At 58.5% G+C, this 15,817-nt stretch carries 12 protein-coding genes and 1 pseudogene; 8 read left to right on the top strand and 5 right to left on the bottom strand.

Features of this window, described 5'->3' with window-relative positions:
• The first annotated feature begins 221 nt into the window (after positions 1-221).
• The 3 genes from HMPREF2681_RS08050 to HMPREF2681_RS08045 all read left to right on the top strand — a co-directional run bounded on the left by HMPREF2681_RS08050 (position 222) and on the right by HMPREF2681_RS08045 (position 4,678).
• Positions 222-1,658: a hypothetical protein gene (locus HMPREF2681_RS08050; RefSeq protein ID WP_049171601.1), complete on the top strand. Its 1,437-nt coding sequence runs from the start codon at positions 222-224 to the stop codon at positions 1,656-1,658.
• Between the two features lie 1,164 nt (positions 1,659-2,822).
• Positions 2,823-3,155, top strand: coding sequence for a hypothetical protein (locus HMPREF2681_RS11065; RefSeq protein ID WP_126107984.1), 333 nt, complete (start codon positions 2,823-2,825; stop codon positions 3,153-3,155).
• A 404-nt stretch (positions 3,156-3,559) separates the two neighbouring features.
• Positions 3,560-4,678, top strand: coding sequence for an acyltransferase family protein (locus HMPREF2681_RS08045; RefSeq protein ID WP_224784311.1), 1,119 nt, complete (start codon positions 3,560-3,562; stop codon positions 4,676-4,678).
• Here the strand turns inward: HMPREF2681_RS08045 and HMPREF2681_RS08040 are convergent.
• Both HMPREF2681_RS08040 and HMPREF2681_RS08035 read right to left on the bottom strand, forming a co-directional pair.
• Positions 4,585-5,010, bottom strand: coding sequence for a carboxymuconolactone decarboxylase family protein (locus HMPREF2681_RS08040; RefSeq protein ID WP_070546713.1), 426 nt, complete (start codon positions 5,008-5,010; stop codon positions 4,585-4,587). The genes HMPREF2681_RS08045 and HMPREF2681_RS08040 overlap by 94 nt on opposite strands.
• On the bottom strand, positions 4,994-5,896 hold the full coding sequence (locus HMPREF2681_RS08035; RefSeq protein ID WP_070546711.1) for a LysR family transcriptional regulator: 903 nt from the start codon (positions 5,894-5,896) through the stop codon (positions 4,994-4,996). The genes HMPREF2681_RS08040 and HMPREF2681_RS08035 overlap by 17 nt, the downstream gene beginning before the upstream one ends.
• 69 nt (positions 5,897-5,965) lie before the next feature.
• Here HMPREF2681_RS08035 and HMPREF2681_RS08030 point away from each other — a divergent pair, with 69 nt between their 5' ends.
• On the top strand, positions 5,966-6,889 hold the full coding sequence (locus HMPREF2681_RS08030) for a TDT family transporter (protein ID WP_224433164.1): 924 nt from the start codon (positions 5,966-5,968) through the stop codon (positions 6,887-6,889).
• On the opposite strand, the gene HMPREF2681_RS08025 is transcribed toward HMPREF2681_RS08030, so the two are convergent.
• Entirely contained in the window at positions 6,890-8,080 is a 1,191-nt protein-coding gene (locus tag HMPREF2681_RS08025) for an MFS transporter (RefSeq protein ID WP_070546707.1), read from the bottom strand.
• Positions 8,080-8,805, bottom strand: coding sequence for an IclR family transcriptional regulator (locus tag HMPREF2681_RS08020; protein WP_016422526.1), 726 nt, complete (start codon positions 8,803-8,805; stop codon positions 8,080-8,082). Before HMPREF2681_RS08020 ends, HMPREF2681_RS08025 begins: the two co-directional genes overlap by 1 nt.
• A gap of 65 nt (positions 8,806-8,870) precedes the next feature.
• On the opposite strand from HMPREF2681_RS08020, the gene leuC reads away from it, so the two are divergent.
• The 4 genes and pseudogenes from leuC (at position 8,871) to HMPREF2681_RS08000 (ending at position 14,831) form a co-directional block, all read left to right on the top strand.
• Positions 8,871-10,298 (top strand): 3-isopropylmalate dehydratase large subunit, encoded by a 1,428-nt coding sequence (gene leuC, locus HMPREF2681_RS08015; protein WP_070546705.1) that lies wholly within the window; start codon positions 8,871-8,873, stop codon positions 10,296-10,298.
• A gap of 62 nt (positions 10,299-10,360) precedes the next feature.
• A complete protein-coding gene (gene leuD, locus HMPREF2681_RS08010; protein WP_038628602.1) occupies positions 10,361-10,951 on the top strand; it encodes a 3-isopropylmalate dehydratase small subunit in 591 nt (196 codons plus the stop codon).
• Positions 10,952-10,967: 16 nt separating this feature from the next.
• Complete coding sequence (locus HMPREF2681_RS08005) at positions 10,968-12,359, top strand: 3' terminal RNA ribose 2'-O-methyltransferase Hen1 (protein WP_070546704.1); 1,392 nt, start codon at positions 10,968-10,970, stop codon at positions 12,357-12,359.
• Between the two features lie 2 nt (positions 12,360-12,361).
• Positions 12,362-14,831, top strand: a pseudogene (locus HMPREF2681_RS08000) (polynucleotide kinase-phosphatase).
• Between the two features lie 3 nt (positions 14,832-14,834).
• Here the strand turns inward: HMPREF2681_RS08000 and HMPREF2681_RS07995 are convergent.
• Complete coding sequence (locus HMPREF2681_RS07995) at positions 14,835-15,815, bottom strand: NUDIX hydrolase (RefSeq protein WP_210384531.1); 981 nt, start codon at positions 15,813-15,815, stop codon at positions 14,835-14,837.
• Between the last annotated feature and the right edge of the window lie 2 nt (positions 15,816-15,817).

Raw genomic sequence — 15,817 nt, 5'->3', positions numbered from 1 at the left:
AACACGGGTTCAAATCCCGTACGGGGTACAAAGTGGCAGTTTCGCTTTTCTGACCTAGACAGTTCATGAAAACGGAATTTGCGACACGGGATCCCGATTCGGCTGAATGCGAATCGGGATTTTGCCTTTTCAAATGTCCTTCAACCCTATTCCATGACAATTACAGGGTTAGCAGCAAGAAACTCTTTTTCGCTGCTATTGGGGTGGGTGACAATAGAGGTATGGCTGCGAAAGAGCTAACCAGCAGACAGAAGAAGATTCTTGGATGGATCGTGGATGGTTGCGCCGGTGACCCTCCGCATGAATTTTATAAGAATACAGCGCGCATGCTAGAGGGGCACAAGTTAGTCAAGATTTCAGGTCACGGTGATAAGTGGAAGGCTGTAGCTACAAAACGTGGTGAGAGGGTTTACGCCGGTACCGAAGCGCTTGTAGTCAATAAGAAGCGGCGGAAGAACACGGCGGCGAAGGAGCCACCGGTACCCTCCACATTGAGAAAACCAAAACCAACGCCAAAACCCGACGAGCCTGAAGTTGATTTAACTCCTTACATGGCTCGAATACGCCATGGTATTGGAGAGTCAGACCTCGACGTTTTCACAATCGTGGCCTCGGCCGGTGAGATTCGCGACTTCTGGTTACCGGCGGCGGCGAAACTATCCCGTGATAGGTCTTGGTTGGAAGATGGCCACGTTTTTGACTACGCAGGAAGTACCTACGTATATGGCCAGGAGAAGCCCCGATTCAAGGCCGCTGTTATCTCTATTGAGCCAATGAAACTGGTTGGGTGGAGGGAGATTTTACGTGGCGATAAACGCGTGGCGAAATACAATAAGAAAGCTGTCGAAGCGTTTGGATACTACAAGAGGCAGTTTAGTTCCGATGTGCAATTGCGGATTAAGCGAGTTTTGCATGTGCTCTTCACAGAGATTGAACTGAACGGTGGACGGATAGAACTAGAGACTTGGTACGACTCATGGTCTAAAGAGAAAGTGCTTCGTGCAGTTAAGCTCGGCTTTGATTTCGATCTTCAAGATCTCAAGTTCCGCGAGAGATATAACCGTGTGCAGCGTGAGCCAACACAAGATGAAATCGATTATCACAACCGTTGGCACGAGGGCGAAAAGATGAGGCGCTTCTGGGAAAAAATCCCGAATGGTCAACTTGTCCTTGAATTTCGAGGGATGTCCGCTCGTGATTCGAAGAAGAACTCAGAAGCGTTTGCCGACGGCATTGAGGCCTATTTCAAGTGGCATCAAATTCGAGAATTCTGGAAGAAGACAGATTATGAGATTGCGGGCAGAGAGAGGGCGCTCCGAGCGAAGCAATATGAGTTCGCTAAGCCAATCGCTGCGAAGACTGTCGCGAAGGATTTCTATTTCAACGCGTTGTATCAGCGCTCTCAGGAGTTAAAAAAGTTTGAAGCGGTGTGTTCCTATCTCGAATATGTGAAGCGAATTGAGCCTGACAGCCCGTGGATCTCGTGGGCTGAGAAGTATCTCGATACGTTCAATCCGAGAGACTGTATTACGATGCCGGATCCACCTGCGCTCGACATCAAGGCTCATGCCGGGCTCATTGAAAAGATTATTGATGCGCTTGGCAGGGATGAAAGCACGTGGGCTGACGCGTTCCCCGACGGTGAATTTCACGGATGATTTTTCTGTAGCACCGTGCATGTGAAGGTCAACTTACGAGTCCGTGGACTCACTACTCATTGCTGTCTTCAAATGAGCTGAGCTCAGCGAGGAGTACTTCTTGTCCGACCTTCGACTCTGAGATTGCAGCCGGTGCACGCATTTGCGCAGTATATTCTGAGCGCTGTCGAACTCTACACACTTGATGAACTAGCCTTCTGGCTGACCGAAACCGGCTTCATGCCACCGAAGTCCTGGAAGAAAACCCGCTGCAAAATCTGGTCGGGCTAGGCCGCAACTGCGCACTATTCGAATCAGCACGCACCTGAGCCTATCTCGAAATCCGCCACCACCTCGGCGACCCCGATGGGCTTGGTCTCGCTATCCAAACCGCAGCGCAATCCATGAACCAGAACTCTTCAGCGGACCACTTTCCACACGCGAAGTCGACCAGATTGCCCGATCTATCCACTGATGGATCGTCAACCGCTCACGCATGTGAGCAGACGGCTCAGCAATCTACGAAGAAACCTTTAGCACCATCCAAAGCGCACGAGGGAGAGAATCTCGTAGCAAACGTCAAGGAAGAAGAGCTGAAACCGACAAATGGATTGAGGCTGGCCATGAGTAGGGATCCAAGAAATAGATATCCGGGTTATCCACGAAAGGGGTGGTCAGTTCGGGAACTTGCTGAAAAACCGGAGTATTTACCCGTGCAATTTCTAATTGTACAAGCGAGCCAAGAGCGAGCTATCTCGCTCGAGCAGTTGAAAAACGCCAACGCGTACGCGAGCTACGTGCCAGGAGCCTAACCATCCGAGCGATAGCACAGGAAACTGGGTACTTCGTTGGCACAGTTCATAGATACGCGAGTGAAGAATCTCGCGTATAACGCGTATAACGTGCTTACGTAGTGATGAGTAACCAATCTCCATCGTTATTAGGGTCTGGGATGCACGTAACTGAGCCAAATGCATCGGTTACAAGCCAGTACCGAAACTTAGCCGTCTCACAGTCGTTCGCTGATAAGTGCACACTGATTACTCTTCCGTATAGGTCATTCCCGGCTAGAGTAGTGGCAGCCATGCCATTTGCTGTTTCGGCAGAAGGCGATGCCGCAGCAACTCCGCTTAGGCCAAAACACAGCGAAAAAAGGAAGCGATAGATGCAACTGCTATTCTCTTCATGCTTTTCCCTCAACTAGGTTCACCATTAAAGAAACACGAACTCTGGAGAGATGCAATGGCAAAATTTCCTCCTGAAACGGACTTGTCGCTCCACGATGTCATTGACATCCTGGAGTCAGTTCTCCGTGAAGAAGAGATAGACAATGCTCCAGCAGCAAAAGTATGGATAAAGTCTACCCTTCCAGAGCTAAGACGAGCTGAAGAAAAATGCGCTTCCATCTCGACTAATAGAGTTATCGTAAAAATTCTCGAAGCGATGGTTCTTATCGAGAGAAAATATGGGAAAAACCATAATCTTTCTTCACATGATGATCGTCTAGATCTGTCTTAAAAACGGCAAGAACCCAATTCCCGTTACCGTATATAGACATACGGATACCCAAAAAGTAACCCGCTTTCAGCATGAGTGTTTCCTCCGCTTCTACGAGAAGCAGAAGCACTTCGACTTTTATTTCCAACTCGCGATTGGGACAATGCCCCCGCTAGCTGGATAGGATTGCTGAGCACGGTAGGGGAACCAGACCTTCCGCATCAATATTTGAACCTCGCTGGTCACAGAACAGTTTCCGGGGTGTGTACTGAGGTAGCAAGATTTTGTAGACCGGGCTTGTGCCAAAACGAGCACGCCAAGTAGTTTGCAGTCATAAAATATTGGCATGAATTCGGCCAAGTCCTCCTACGTTCCGGAGCTGACCAGCATTCGAGCCATCGGTGCGTTCGGTGTCCTGCTTACGCATGCCGCGTTCTGGACTGGACATTACACGGACGATTGGTGGGGGGCGTCTCAACGGTCGATTCGAAATTGGCGTCACCATCTTCTTCGTGCTCAGTGCGTTTCTGCTCACAGGGCGTTGGCTCGGTTCGCCTGACGACGTCCCTGCGAATCGACCGGACTTGCGGAAGTACTTCACCAGTCGCGCGAAGAGAGTTCTGCCGGCCTACTGGATTGTGGTTACTGCGGCATTCCTCATTCATGCCGCAGATGACCCGCCACCATCGGGTGGGGGTTTGCAGGGCTGGCTGCGGTCGATGTCTTTTACTCAGACGCTCCAATTCGGCTGGATCCACCCGGGCTTGCCGCAGATGTGGTCGATGGTGGTGGAAGTCGGCTTCTACCTGGTGTTGCCACTGGTGGGACTTGGCATCTGGACGATTACTAAGGGGCGCCTGCGACCTGGCCCAACGTTGGCCATCATTATTGGTTTTGGTCTCATTGGCCCGGTCTGGACTGTGCTGTCGCATCAAGAAGAGCTGCTGCCGGTAGTGGCACGGCTGTGGCCGATGGCGTATTTCGACTGGTTCGCCATCGGTATGCTGCTGGCCTACGGGCGAAAAGTTGGCTGGCGCGTCAATTTGGCGGCCAGCTGGCTGATAGCGCTAGTCCTGTTTTTCCTATCCACAACCACCCACGTGGGGCCAGCAACCTTGGTGCCGGATGATGTCGACCAGGCGTTGTGGAAGACCACGCTGTATGGCCTGTCCGCTGGTGCATTCGTGGCCCCGATTGCGCTGGGTACGGAGGTCAGGTGGCTTCGTCATCCAGCCATGATTTGGTTGGGAGAGGTCTCATACGAGTTCTTCCTCGTCCACGTGCTGGTCATGGACTGGGTGATGACGTTGATGGGCTATCAGACCTTCCAAGGCTCGATGTTGGCAGTGGCAATCGTCACCGCTGCCTTTGCCCTGCCGCTGTCGTGGCTGCTGCGCCGCATCACTGATGTGCTTACGCGGCGACCGGGGCCTGCGAGCCCGTGGGCTACCTACCGATCGTCGTCGTCAAGCGGTCCGAGCTCAGCAACGAGCACTTCCTGCGCGACCTTCATCGCGGACAGTGCGGCCGGTGCGCCGCAGTAGCCGGAAGCGTGGACGATGGCTTCGGTGATCTCGGTGCGGGTCAGGCCGTTGGCGAGGGCACCCTTGATGTGGCCGCGCAATTCTTCGGTGGCGCGCAGAGCGACGAGCATTCCAATGTTGAGCAGGGAGCGATCACGCTTGGCCAGTCCTTCACGGCTCCAGACGGAGCCCCAGACGGTGGCGGTGATGTGCTTCTGCAGGGTCTCTCCGTCGGAGCCGGCGTTGCGAGAGAGGGCGGCATCGACGAATTCGTCGCCCATCACCTCGCGGCGAATTTGGATGCCGGCATCATAGCGGTCAGAGGAAAAGAGTTCATCATTGGGATTGCTCATGCTTGCTAAGTATAGGACTTGCAATGCGGATAAATTCCGAAATGTCCCCACTAGCTTCACTGCCGCGACGCATAACTACGCTGAGATTGCGAGTAAAACGGGTGCGGGTGGGGACGATGACGATGCGCCCGAGCGTTACCTGATCGCGAATTGCGCCGCGGGCGATGATTGTTGGCGCTGCCAGCGCAATCATGCCAGCACGCTGTGCCGAAAGGGAACCAAATTCTCCCGCGGGTTCGGCGAGATTCCCCAGTGTATCTTCCACGACCTTTCTACTGCCGGAACCGGGTTCGCGAATAACCAGCGGGGTAGTGCGCAGTTCCTCGATGAATATCTCGGCCCGCTCAGTCCACGGATGCCCCGTCGGCACAGCGAGGACCAGCTCATCGGTGCCGATGATCCGCTCTTCGAGGTCGTGTCGACCAGCCTCGCCCTCTACCAGGCCGAAGTCCACCGCACTGTTGGCCACTAGTTGCCGCACCTCACGGGAGTTTGCCTGCACCATTGACAGTTTGACTGCGGGATGTTGCCGGTGGAACTCGGCGGCCCAGCCGGGGTAGTAGAGCTCAGCGACAGTATTGGACACCGCAAGGGTGAGGTGGCGGGGAACATCGTCGGAACGCAAGCTGGCGGCAATGCCCGAAAACCTGTGGCAGGCGGCGAGGAGGTCTGGGAGTGCGTCGATAAGCACTTGCCCGTTTTCCGTGGGAGATACGCCGTAGGGGGAGCGTTCGAAGACGGTGATTCCCAGCGCTTTTTCCGCCCGCGCGATGCGTGCGGACATGGTCTGCTGATTGATGCCTAGCTCACGCGCGGCCTTGGAGATCGAGCCTGCACGGGCGGCGGTGAGAAGTGCTTCGAGTTCGGCCACAGCGGAGGGGTACATGCATTTATGGTACCCCTCACAGAGTTTGGTGATAGCTGTAGCTGTGGCAAGAACAAATACGGTATGAGCATGACCAACTCTTCTCGCCGTGATGTGCTGGCACCCGCCGGGCCCGCGTGGGCAGGATCTCTGATGGGTACGTCCATCTTCGCCACACTTGCGCACATCCATGAGGTGCCGGTGATTCCGGAGCTTCTTCTAGTCATGGCGGTGGGCATTCTCGGCTTTATGGTGGTCGGCTGGCTGCGCCTTCGAAACCCGCCTTTCCACTCGAAGCTGATGGCGCCGTGGGGCATGCTCTCGATGGGCATCATGGCTCTCGGTAGTGCTGCGACTGCGCTAGCTAGTAACTCATCGTGGCAGCTGATGTCCTGGTGGATCGGTGCGCCGCTGGCAATCTACGTCAGCCTTCGCCAACTGCGAGGATTCGAAGGCGAACCAACTTTTCAGTGGGGCCTCGCGCTAGTCGCCCCGATGGTGGCGGCGACAAGTGGCGCACAGCTGAGCGTTGACTACGGCACGTTCTATCACGTCTGCGCACAAATACTCTTTTGGATGGCGCTGATTACGGTTCTGCCGGTTTTCGTACGCTGCTACGTCGCGCTGTTCTCTGGCGCCATGCGCATCCCCGATTCCATCGCCGGTACTGCCTGGATTCCGCTCGGGCTGGTCGGTCAGTCCACGGCCGCTGCGCAGCTGCTTTTCAACCGAACCTCCGCTGTCGCTTACGGCACCGCTGTGCTCATTGTCGGTGTCTTCCTCGCCGCCATCGCTTTACGACGATTCACCCGCGCCGTAATCAGTTGGGCCGGATACAGCCCTGGTTGGTGGGGTGCAACCTTCCCCGTGGGCACTCTGAGTCTTGGTACGCACAGCCTGGGTGACATTACCGGCGTGCAGTGGCTATACGTGGCCAGCGCTGGGCTGCTGTGTTTGCTGGCTGTGCACTGGTGCGCGTGCGTGGCTCGATTTGTTTGGTGGGCGCGGAGCTAGCTAGTCAAGCTCGACCCGCACCCGCCCGTTGCGGTTCTGGTCTTCTCGTGGCGCAATACCCAGCGCGGCGGCGGGGAACAGAGCCGTGACGGCAAACAGCGCGGGGAAGCCCGCAGCGGCCACAATCGCACCCGAAACCGGAGGCGTTGCAGCGTAGATAATGTTCTGGAACGTGTTCTGCGTACCCATAGCGCGTCCGGACCAGAAGGGGCCTGCGTATTCAGCAACTGCGGTGAAGGCGAGTCCATTCGGGCTGACCACAGCAACGGCCAGTGCGCAGACCAGCAAAGTTCCAAGCGTGCGCCAATCAGCCCAGCTGGCAATCATCATTGCGACAGCCAAAACAAAGGTCGCACCCGAGACCCAGCGGTAGGGGCGGATGCGAGATCGCACTCGGTCAGAGACCACACCCATCAGTGCTCGCGATCCGGCACCGAGCAGCTGCGAGACCATCACAATTGTGCCCGCCGTGCCATCGGAGTACCCCACAGACAGCAACCACACCAGAATGTAGGCACCCATCATCGACTGCGGCCAGGACAGCAGCGCCGAGGCGATGTGGATGCGCACGAGGTACTTGCCGTCCCGGTAGGGGCTGGCCGTGACGGTGGGGTTCGAGGCATCAGGGCGAGGGGGATTCTTCACGCCTATCAGTACAAGCAACGCCAGCACGGCGCACAGGATTGCGGGCATCGCGAGTGCGACTCCGATGCTGTAGTTCTGCGCCAGCGGGTGCATGGTCACTGCGGACAAAGCCGCGCCGAGGGGTTGCGCCATTTGGCGAATGCCCATCGCAGTACCGCGTTGATGCGGCGGATACCAGCCCGACACCACGCGGCCGGATGCAGAATTCACGCTCGCCGCCGCACATCCGGCGAGGAAGAGCGCGGCCCCGAGCAGGGCCGGGCTTGACGACGAAGCCAGCGCCGCAAGCCCCGTCGTCAAGGCGGTAGAAGTAAGGCCTGCGAACAGAGCCGCGCGTTCGCCGTAGCGGTCGACAAACCAGCCCCAGGCGATGAGTGTGAAAACAATACCGGCCGCCGGCATTGCTGCGACGAGACCGGCGGCGGAGAGGCTTAAACCGTTTTCCTGCAGGGATGGGATGAGAAAAGGCACACCCATGTGAACGACGGACGAACCGACCGCCGCGAACATGGACAGAAGTAGGACAAGGTGACGGTAAGCGGGCATTACAGTCGGGAGCTCATCTCCTCAGCGGCGGCGAGAACCTTTGCGCCCCAGCATTCATAGGGCGACGGAGTCATGCGCTCCACGGGGCCGGAGACGGATAGGACTGCAATCATGCGGTGGTTGCCGTCGAAAACCGGGGCGGAGACAGAGGCGAGTGCGGGGTCGCGCTCGCCCATGGACTCGGACCAGCCGAGACGTCGGCAGTCGTCGAGGTCCTGTTCGTTGAAGTCGGCATCGGGCAGCATGCGCTCAGCGAGATTGGCCGGGCCAAAAGCCAGCAGAACACGTGCAGCGGAACCCGCGGTTAGCGGCATGCGAGAGCCAACTGGCACGGTGTTACGCAGGCCGGTGGCGGGCTCCATGGAGGCAATACAAGTGCGGGTGTCGCCGGTGAGACGGTAGAGCTGCACGGACTCTCCGGTTACCTCTACTAGCTTCGGGAGGATGTGCGCTGCGGCGTCGGCAAGCAGGTCGGTTGTGACAGGCGTGATCTCGGTGAGGCCGGGGCCCGTCGTCCAGCGGCCGTCCGGAGTGCGGGTGACAAGGCGGTGTACTTCCAACGCCGTGGCCAGCCGATGGGCGGTGGCGCGGGGCAGGCCGGTGTCGTCGCAGAGCTCGGCGAGGGTGCGTGGAGTTTCTGCAACAGACTTGAGAATGAGTACCGAACGGTCGAGAACCTTAATGCCACTTAGAGCTGGCGTCTCGGATGTGCTAATCTGTCCCATGCCATGATATTAACATCTCATTCCTTGAGATAAAAGAGATATATCCGGAAGGCGGCTCACCCACTATGCGCACCACGGACACCAGCCCGAAGACTCTGGCCGAGAAAGTCTGGCGTGACCACGTAGTCAAGCAAGGCGACAACGGCGAACCAGATCTGATTTATATCGATCTGCACCTCGTCCACGAGGTTACCTCGCCGCAGGCTTTTGATGGCCTCCGTCTGGCAGGGCGCAAGGTACGCCGCCCGGATTTGACCATCGCAACCGAGGACCACAACGTTCCGACCACTGTCGCCGGCGGCAAAATCAATCTGATTGAGGAACCGACCTCTCGTACCCAGATTGCCACACTGCGCAAGAACGCCGAGGAGTTCGGTATCCGCCTGCATCCGATGGGCGACCGCGAGCAGGGTATCGTGCACGTCGTCGGCCCACAGCTGGGCCTGACTCAGCCGGGCACCACCGTCGTCTGTGGTGACTCGCATACCGCAACTCACGGTGCTTTCGGCGCCATGGCCTTCGGTATCGGTACCTCTGAGGTTGAGCACGTTCTGGCTACCCAGACCCTGCCGCTGAAGCCTTTCAAGACCATGGCGGTCAATGTCACCGGCGAACTGCAGGATGGTGTTACCGCCAAGGACCTGATTCTGGCGATTATCGCCAAGATTGGCACCGGCGGTGGTCAGGGCCACGTCATTGAGTACCGCGGCGAGGCCATCGAGAAGCTGTCGATGGAAGCCCGCATGACCATCTGCAATATGTCCATCGAAGCCGGTGCCCGCGCTGGCATGATTGCTCCGGACGAGACCACCTTCGAATACCTGAAGGGTCGCCCGCACGCGCCGCAGGGCGAGCAGTGGGACGAGGCTGTCGAATACTGGAAGTCCCTGGTTACTGACGAGGACGCGAAGTTCGACAAGGTCGTCGAAATCGATGGTTCCGCGTTGACTCCATTCGTTACCTGGGGTACCAACCCTGGCCAGGGAGTGCCGCTGGGTGAGACCGTGCCGAATCCGGAGTTCATCGCCGAGGACTCCGACCGCATCGCCGCCGAGCGTGCACTGGAGTACATGGATCTGAAGCCGGGCACCCCGATGCGCGACGTCAAGGTCGACGTGGTCTTCGTAGGTTCCTGCACCAACGGCCGCATCGAGGACATGCGCGCCGTCGCCGACGTACTGAAGGACCGCAAGGTTGCCGACGGCGTCCAGATGCTCATCGTGCCGGGCTCCGCAAAGGTCCGCGCACAGGCTGAAGAAGAGGGACTGGGCAAGATCTTCGAAGAGGCAGGCGCTGAATGGCGCATGCCGGGCTGCTCCATGTGCCTGGGTATGAACCCGGATCAGCTGACCCCGGGCCAGCGTTGCGCTTCGACCTCCAACCGCAACTTCGAAGGCCGCCAGGGCAAGGGTGGTCGTACCCACCTGGTCAGCCCGGCTGTCGCCGCAGCCACTGCCGTCGCCGGTCACTTCGCAGCACCGGCTGATCTCTAACTGACTCTAACCGCCGATCTTTGTACAACAGACCCAAGCAGAACTTCTAAGGACCTTTCACCATGGAAAAGTTTGATACTCACACCGGCGTCGGCGTTCCCCTGCAGCGATCCAACGTCGACACCGACCAGATCATCCCGGCCGTCTACCTAAAGCGCGTCACCCGCACCGGATTCGAGGATGGCCTGTTCAGCAACTGGCGCAACAACGAGTCCGACTTTGTGCTCAACCGCCCGGAGTACGCCAAGGGCTCCATCCTCGTAGCAGGGCCGGACTTCGGAACCGGTTCCTCCCGCGAGCACGCCGTGTGGGCACTGATGGACTACGGCTTCCGCGTCGTCATCTCCTCCCGCTTCGCCGACATCTTCCGCGGAAACGCCGGCAAGGCGGGGTTGCTCGCCGCACAGATGCAGCAGTCCGATGTCGAGCTGCTGTGGAAGCTGCTGGAAGCTAACCCGGGCATGGAGCTCACCGTCAACCTGGAGACCCGCACCGTCGAGGCCGGCGAGCAGGTCTTCCCATTCGAGGTCGACGACTACACCCGCTGGCGTCTGATGGAAGGGCTTGACGACGTCTCCCTGACCCTGCGCAACGAAGCGGACATTGTGGCCTACGAGAAGAGTCGTCCGGCCCACAAGCCGAAGACGATGTAGGCGTTAGACTTGCCGTATGTATCTGGCAATCACTAAACACTCTCGGCTCGGTGAATCTTCGCCTGCTGAATCGGCACGCGATTTGGGATTTATTTTGCGAAAGCATCCCGATCGCGTGCATGAGTCCGAGTTAAAGTTCGGTGTTGCCAGAGTCTTTTTCCCCACGGCTACCGATGCCGAATGCACGGCAGCCCTTTGGGTTGATATTGACCGTGATGATCTGCTGAAACTCAAGCAGTACCGCGCTGATACGTTCAATCTGACCGGCTACATCAATGACCGGCAATGGGCCGCGTCATCGCTTATGACAGTGGCGCTGAAGTCCGTCTTCTCCACGGCGATGGTCATGGAAAAGCCCTCGCCTTACGACGAAACCCCGAGCGACATCACCGCGACAGTCGCCGCGGTACCCGGCACCGAGGAAGAAATCCGGGCTCTGTTCGAACCGCTGGGGTGGAACGTCGCCTGCGATTTTTCGAACAATATTGCCGGCCAGAAGTTCTCACCGACGGTAACGCTTTCGGGTAGGGCAACCGTCCGCGATTTGCTCAATCACCTGTATATTCTGCTGCCCGTCCTCGACGGTGGGAAACACTATTGGGTCGATGACCGGGAAATCGACAAGCTCGCCGCGCGTGCGCGGGACTGGCTACCGGAGCACCCACAGCGGGAGAGAATCCTGGGGCGCTATCTTGCGGATCAAGAAGGCCTGGTCAACGAGGCCGTCGTGAAGCTTGCTGGGGAAGCCGCTGCAATCGAACTGTTCAGCGGTGACCAGCCAGCCAAGCCACTTAATCGACAGCGTCAAGAGCGGGTCCTGCGTGAGGTATTTAGCCTGCGCCCGCGCAGCGTTGTGGACATCGGCTGTGGGTCCGGCGTGTTGCTGGGGCCGATGCTGGAGAATCCGCGAATCGCGCAGATCGTTGGTACCGATGTTTCTGTGGGGGAGCTTCGTAAGGCGCACAAGGCGCTCAACCTAGATCGCATGCCGGAGCGCCAAGCCGCGCGGGTTGAGCTTTTCCAATCCTCGGTCACCTATGCCGATGAGCGCATTGCGAACATGGACGTGGCAATCCTGATGGAGGTCATCGAGCACATCGATGCCGACCGGCTGCCCGCGTTGGAGAACAACGTCTTTGGGCTCGCACGCCCGCAGTACGTCATCGTCACCACACCGAACAGCGACTACAACGCGTGCTATCCAAACCTAGCGCCCGGGCAGTTTCGACACCTGGATCACCGTTTCGAGTTCAGTCGCGCGGAGTTTCGCCAGTGGGCGAAGGGCGTGGCCGAGAAATTCGGTTATCTGGTGGACTTCGACGGTATTGGGGACGTGCACGAAACCTATGGCCAACCAACACAAATGGCAGTCTTTTCGTACGACTTCACCGCAGCAGAGGAGAGCTAACTATGAGTACCATCTCGCTTCCTAACCTCAGCTTGGTCATGCTGATCGGTGTCTCTGGCGCTGGAAAGTCGACGTTTGCGGCACGGCACTTCGGCCCGTTTGAGGTTGTGTCCTCGGATACCTGTCGCGGCATTGTTTCCAACGATCCGAATAACCAGGTGGCGACGACGCCTGCTTTTGAGCTGCTGGAGACGATCGTCGGCAAGCGCCTGGAAGCAGGCTTACTCACCGTGGTCGATGCGACGAATGTGAAACCGCAGGACCGCGCCCGGCTCGTGAAGCTGGCGCGCAGACACCATGCGTTGAGTGCTGCTATCGTTTTGAATCTTCCGTTGGCGGAGGTGAAGGAGCGGCACAGGCAGCGCACTGACCGCAACTTCGGAGTGGAGGTGTTGGGGCGTCAGCACCGTGACCTGCGCCGAGGGCTCAAGCACCTGAAGCGCGAGAAGATTCACAACGTTTTTATCTTGAATTCCGCGGAGGAAATCGACAACGTCACCATTGAACGTGTGCCGCTGAAGGTCGATCGCAGCGATCTCCACGGCCCTTTCGACATCATCGGCGATGTCCACGGTTGCTTCGACGAGCTGACCGCACTGCTGGAGAAACTCGGCTACGAGCTCTCGGCGGATGGCAGCAATGCTCATCACCCAGATGGCCGTACGGCAGTTTTTGTTGGTGACCTCGTTGACCGCGGCCCCAATAGCCCAGCCGTCTTGAAGCTGGTCATGGGGATGGTCTCGGACGGCAATGCTCTCTGCGTGCCCGGAAACCACGACTCTAAGTTGGTGCGCGCCCTCGACGGCCACAACGTCACCACGGGCCACGGGCTGGCCGAAACGCTCACTCAGCTCGCAGGCGAAAGTGAGGAGTTCCGGAAAGACGTCCGCGACTTCATCGACCACCTGCCTGTGCACTACGTGCTTGATGACGGAGCCCTGGTCGTAGCCCACGCGGGACTGCCTGAGCACCTCCATGGCAGGGCCTCTGGAAAAGTCCGCGAGTTCGCGCTTTACGGTGCGACTACTGGCAAGCTCGATGAAAATGGCCTGCCAGAACGTCTGGATTGGGCGGCGGACTACCGCGGTGCCGCCCGTGTTGTCTATGGCCACATGGAAGCGGACCGTCTGCGCTGGGTCAATAACACCATGTGCATCGACACCGGTTGCGTATTCGGCGGTAAGCTCTCTGCGCTGCGCTATCCCGAACTAGAGAACGTGCAGGTCGATGCAAAGCAGACGTGGTGGGAGGCCCCATCCCACAAGACCACCAACCGACCGGAGTCCGAGCTGCGTATCACTGACGTGTTAGACGTCGATGGTATCCAGACTGGGCGCCATGGACGCATCCGCATTGATAGTGACCGCGCGGCTGCAGCGCTGGAAACCATCAGCCGTTTCACGCTCGCGCCCGAGAGAATTCCTTACCTGCCACCGACCATGTCACCGGCGCCGACCTCACAGCGGGAAGGCTTCCTGGAACACCCGGAGGAGGCATTCCGCTACTACGCTGAACACACTGACCAGGTCATTTGTCAGGAAAAGCACATGGGTTCCCGAGCCGTGCTCTGCCTGATCCGGCCAGGGGCAAAGACCCGTTTCGGTGCTAGCACCTACGCATATACCCGTACCGGACGCGCCTTCTTCGACGGTAAGAATCCAGCACTCGACGAAATGACCAAGGCCGCAGAGCGCGCCGGGCTTTTCGACCAATTCGGCGACTGGGTCCTGCTCGACGGCGAAGTATTGCCTTGGAATCTCAAGGCACAAGGGCTTATCGACGACATCTATGCACCCACTGCTGCCGCCGGTATTGGTGCTGCCAAACAGCTCGCGGCCGCTCTGCAGGCGGCAACCGACAGGGGAATAGAGGTCGGCGGTTCCGCTCCAGAACAGACTCTGGACGAGCTCGAGAAGTTCCGCGCTGCTTACAACCGCTATGTCGACAGCGACAACAAGATTCAGTTCGCACCCTTCCAAGTGCTGGCAAGTGAGGATGCCACCTGGCACCACAAGCCGCACTCATGGCACTTGGATATCGCGAACCAGCTGGTAGCAGCTGACAGTGAGATCTACCAGCAGACGCGCTGCTTCGTCCTCGACCCCAGTGACCCGGAACAGGTAGAGGCCGCATCGCAGTGGTGGTTGCAGCTGACAGAGTCGGGCGGGGAGGGGGCCGTCGTCAAGCCAATGGAAAACGCGGCAGTGGACCGCCAGGTGCAGCCCGGCATGAAGGTGCGGGGGGCGGGAGTATCTGCGCATGATTTATGGGCATGACTACCTGCACCCGCAGCGTCAAGAACGGTTGAAGCGGCGAAATCTGCAGCACAAGCAGTCATCGGCGCTGCGCGAGTATGCCCTCGGCATTGAGTCGCTGGAACGTCTAGCGGCGGGCGAGCCTCTGCATCGAATCCACGTCCCTGTCTTCGGCGTGTTGGCGCTGGAGTCAGAGCCGATGGATCCGAGGTTGTAGGGGCTACTTCACCGGCAGCGCCGAGGCGTAGTAATCAGCCGTGGTCATCACACCGTCGTTGAAGCCCAGCACCCAGGCAGAGCCCTTCTTGCACAAGATTTCCTCGTCGAATGGCAGGGTGCCCTCAGCGGACCAGGCGGCAAGTAGGTCTGGGATGGTGATGCCCTGAGAGCAGATCACGCTGACTCCGCCGAGCGCGACAATGTCCTCGAAGGCCTTCTTGGACTCCACCTGGTTGGCAATCCAGTGCTCGTCGCCAAGCCGTTCGTCGACTGTGACCTGCATGCCCAGCTCTGCGGCGAGTGGCGCGACGGTGTCCTGGCAACGCACGGGCTCGGCGGAGTAGATCCGCTCGGGGCGGAAGCCTTCCAGGGCAGAGACGAGCAGTTCCGCTTGACGACGTCCCTTCTTATCCAGTGGCCGCAGTGCATCATTGCCGTTCCAGTTGGTGCGACGGTGCGCACGCCCATGGCGAACCAGAATGAGACGGGTGTCCGGTTCCTTGTTCATGCGCTTGCGGGCCTTGACCAGCACGTCGCGGTCGAGGTCGTAGGACAGCAGCTCCTCGGCTTCGTCCCAGGAGACCCAACGAAGCTCGTTGACCTCGGAGTTCTGTTTGAATTCGCCGTCGAGAACCTCAGCGGTCCAGTACCAGACCAGCTTCGTGCGTCCGGCGACAGGGTAAGAGACGCTGCCGACGAGCTTGCCCAGCCGGACTCGGTAGCCTGTTTCTTCCCAGATCTCGCGGACGGCGGTGGCAATGAGGTTCTCACCGGCGTCGAGCTTGCCTTTCGGCAGCGACCAGTCGTCGTAGGAGGGACGGTGAATCACGCAGATTTCAGGGTTGTGGACATCGCCGCGCCATAGAACCGCGCCGGCCGCGAAGGTCGGCTTGGTGACATCCTGACCTGGCTTCGTTGGAATCTGGCGCAGGCGACCGGTCACGGAGGTATCGCCCTTGAGGTCCTTGTCCTCTTCGTGCATCA

This window comes from Corynebacterium sp. HMSC064H12 (assembly GCF_001809925.1).
GTDB lineage: Bacteria > Actinomycetota > Actinomycetes > Mycobacteriales > Mycobacteriaceae > Corynebacterium > Corynebacterium jeikeium_D.
Note: the sequence above shows the minus strand (reverse complement) of the source record. Positions and strands in the feature narration are given on the sequence as shown.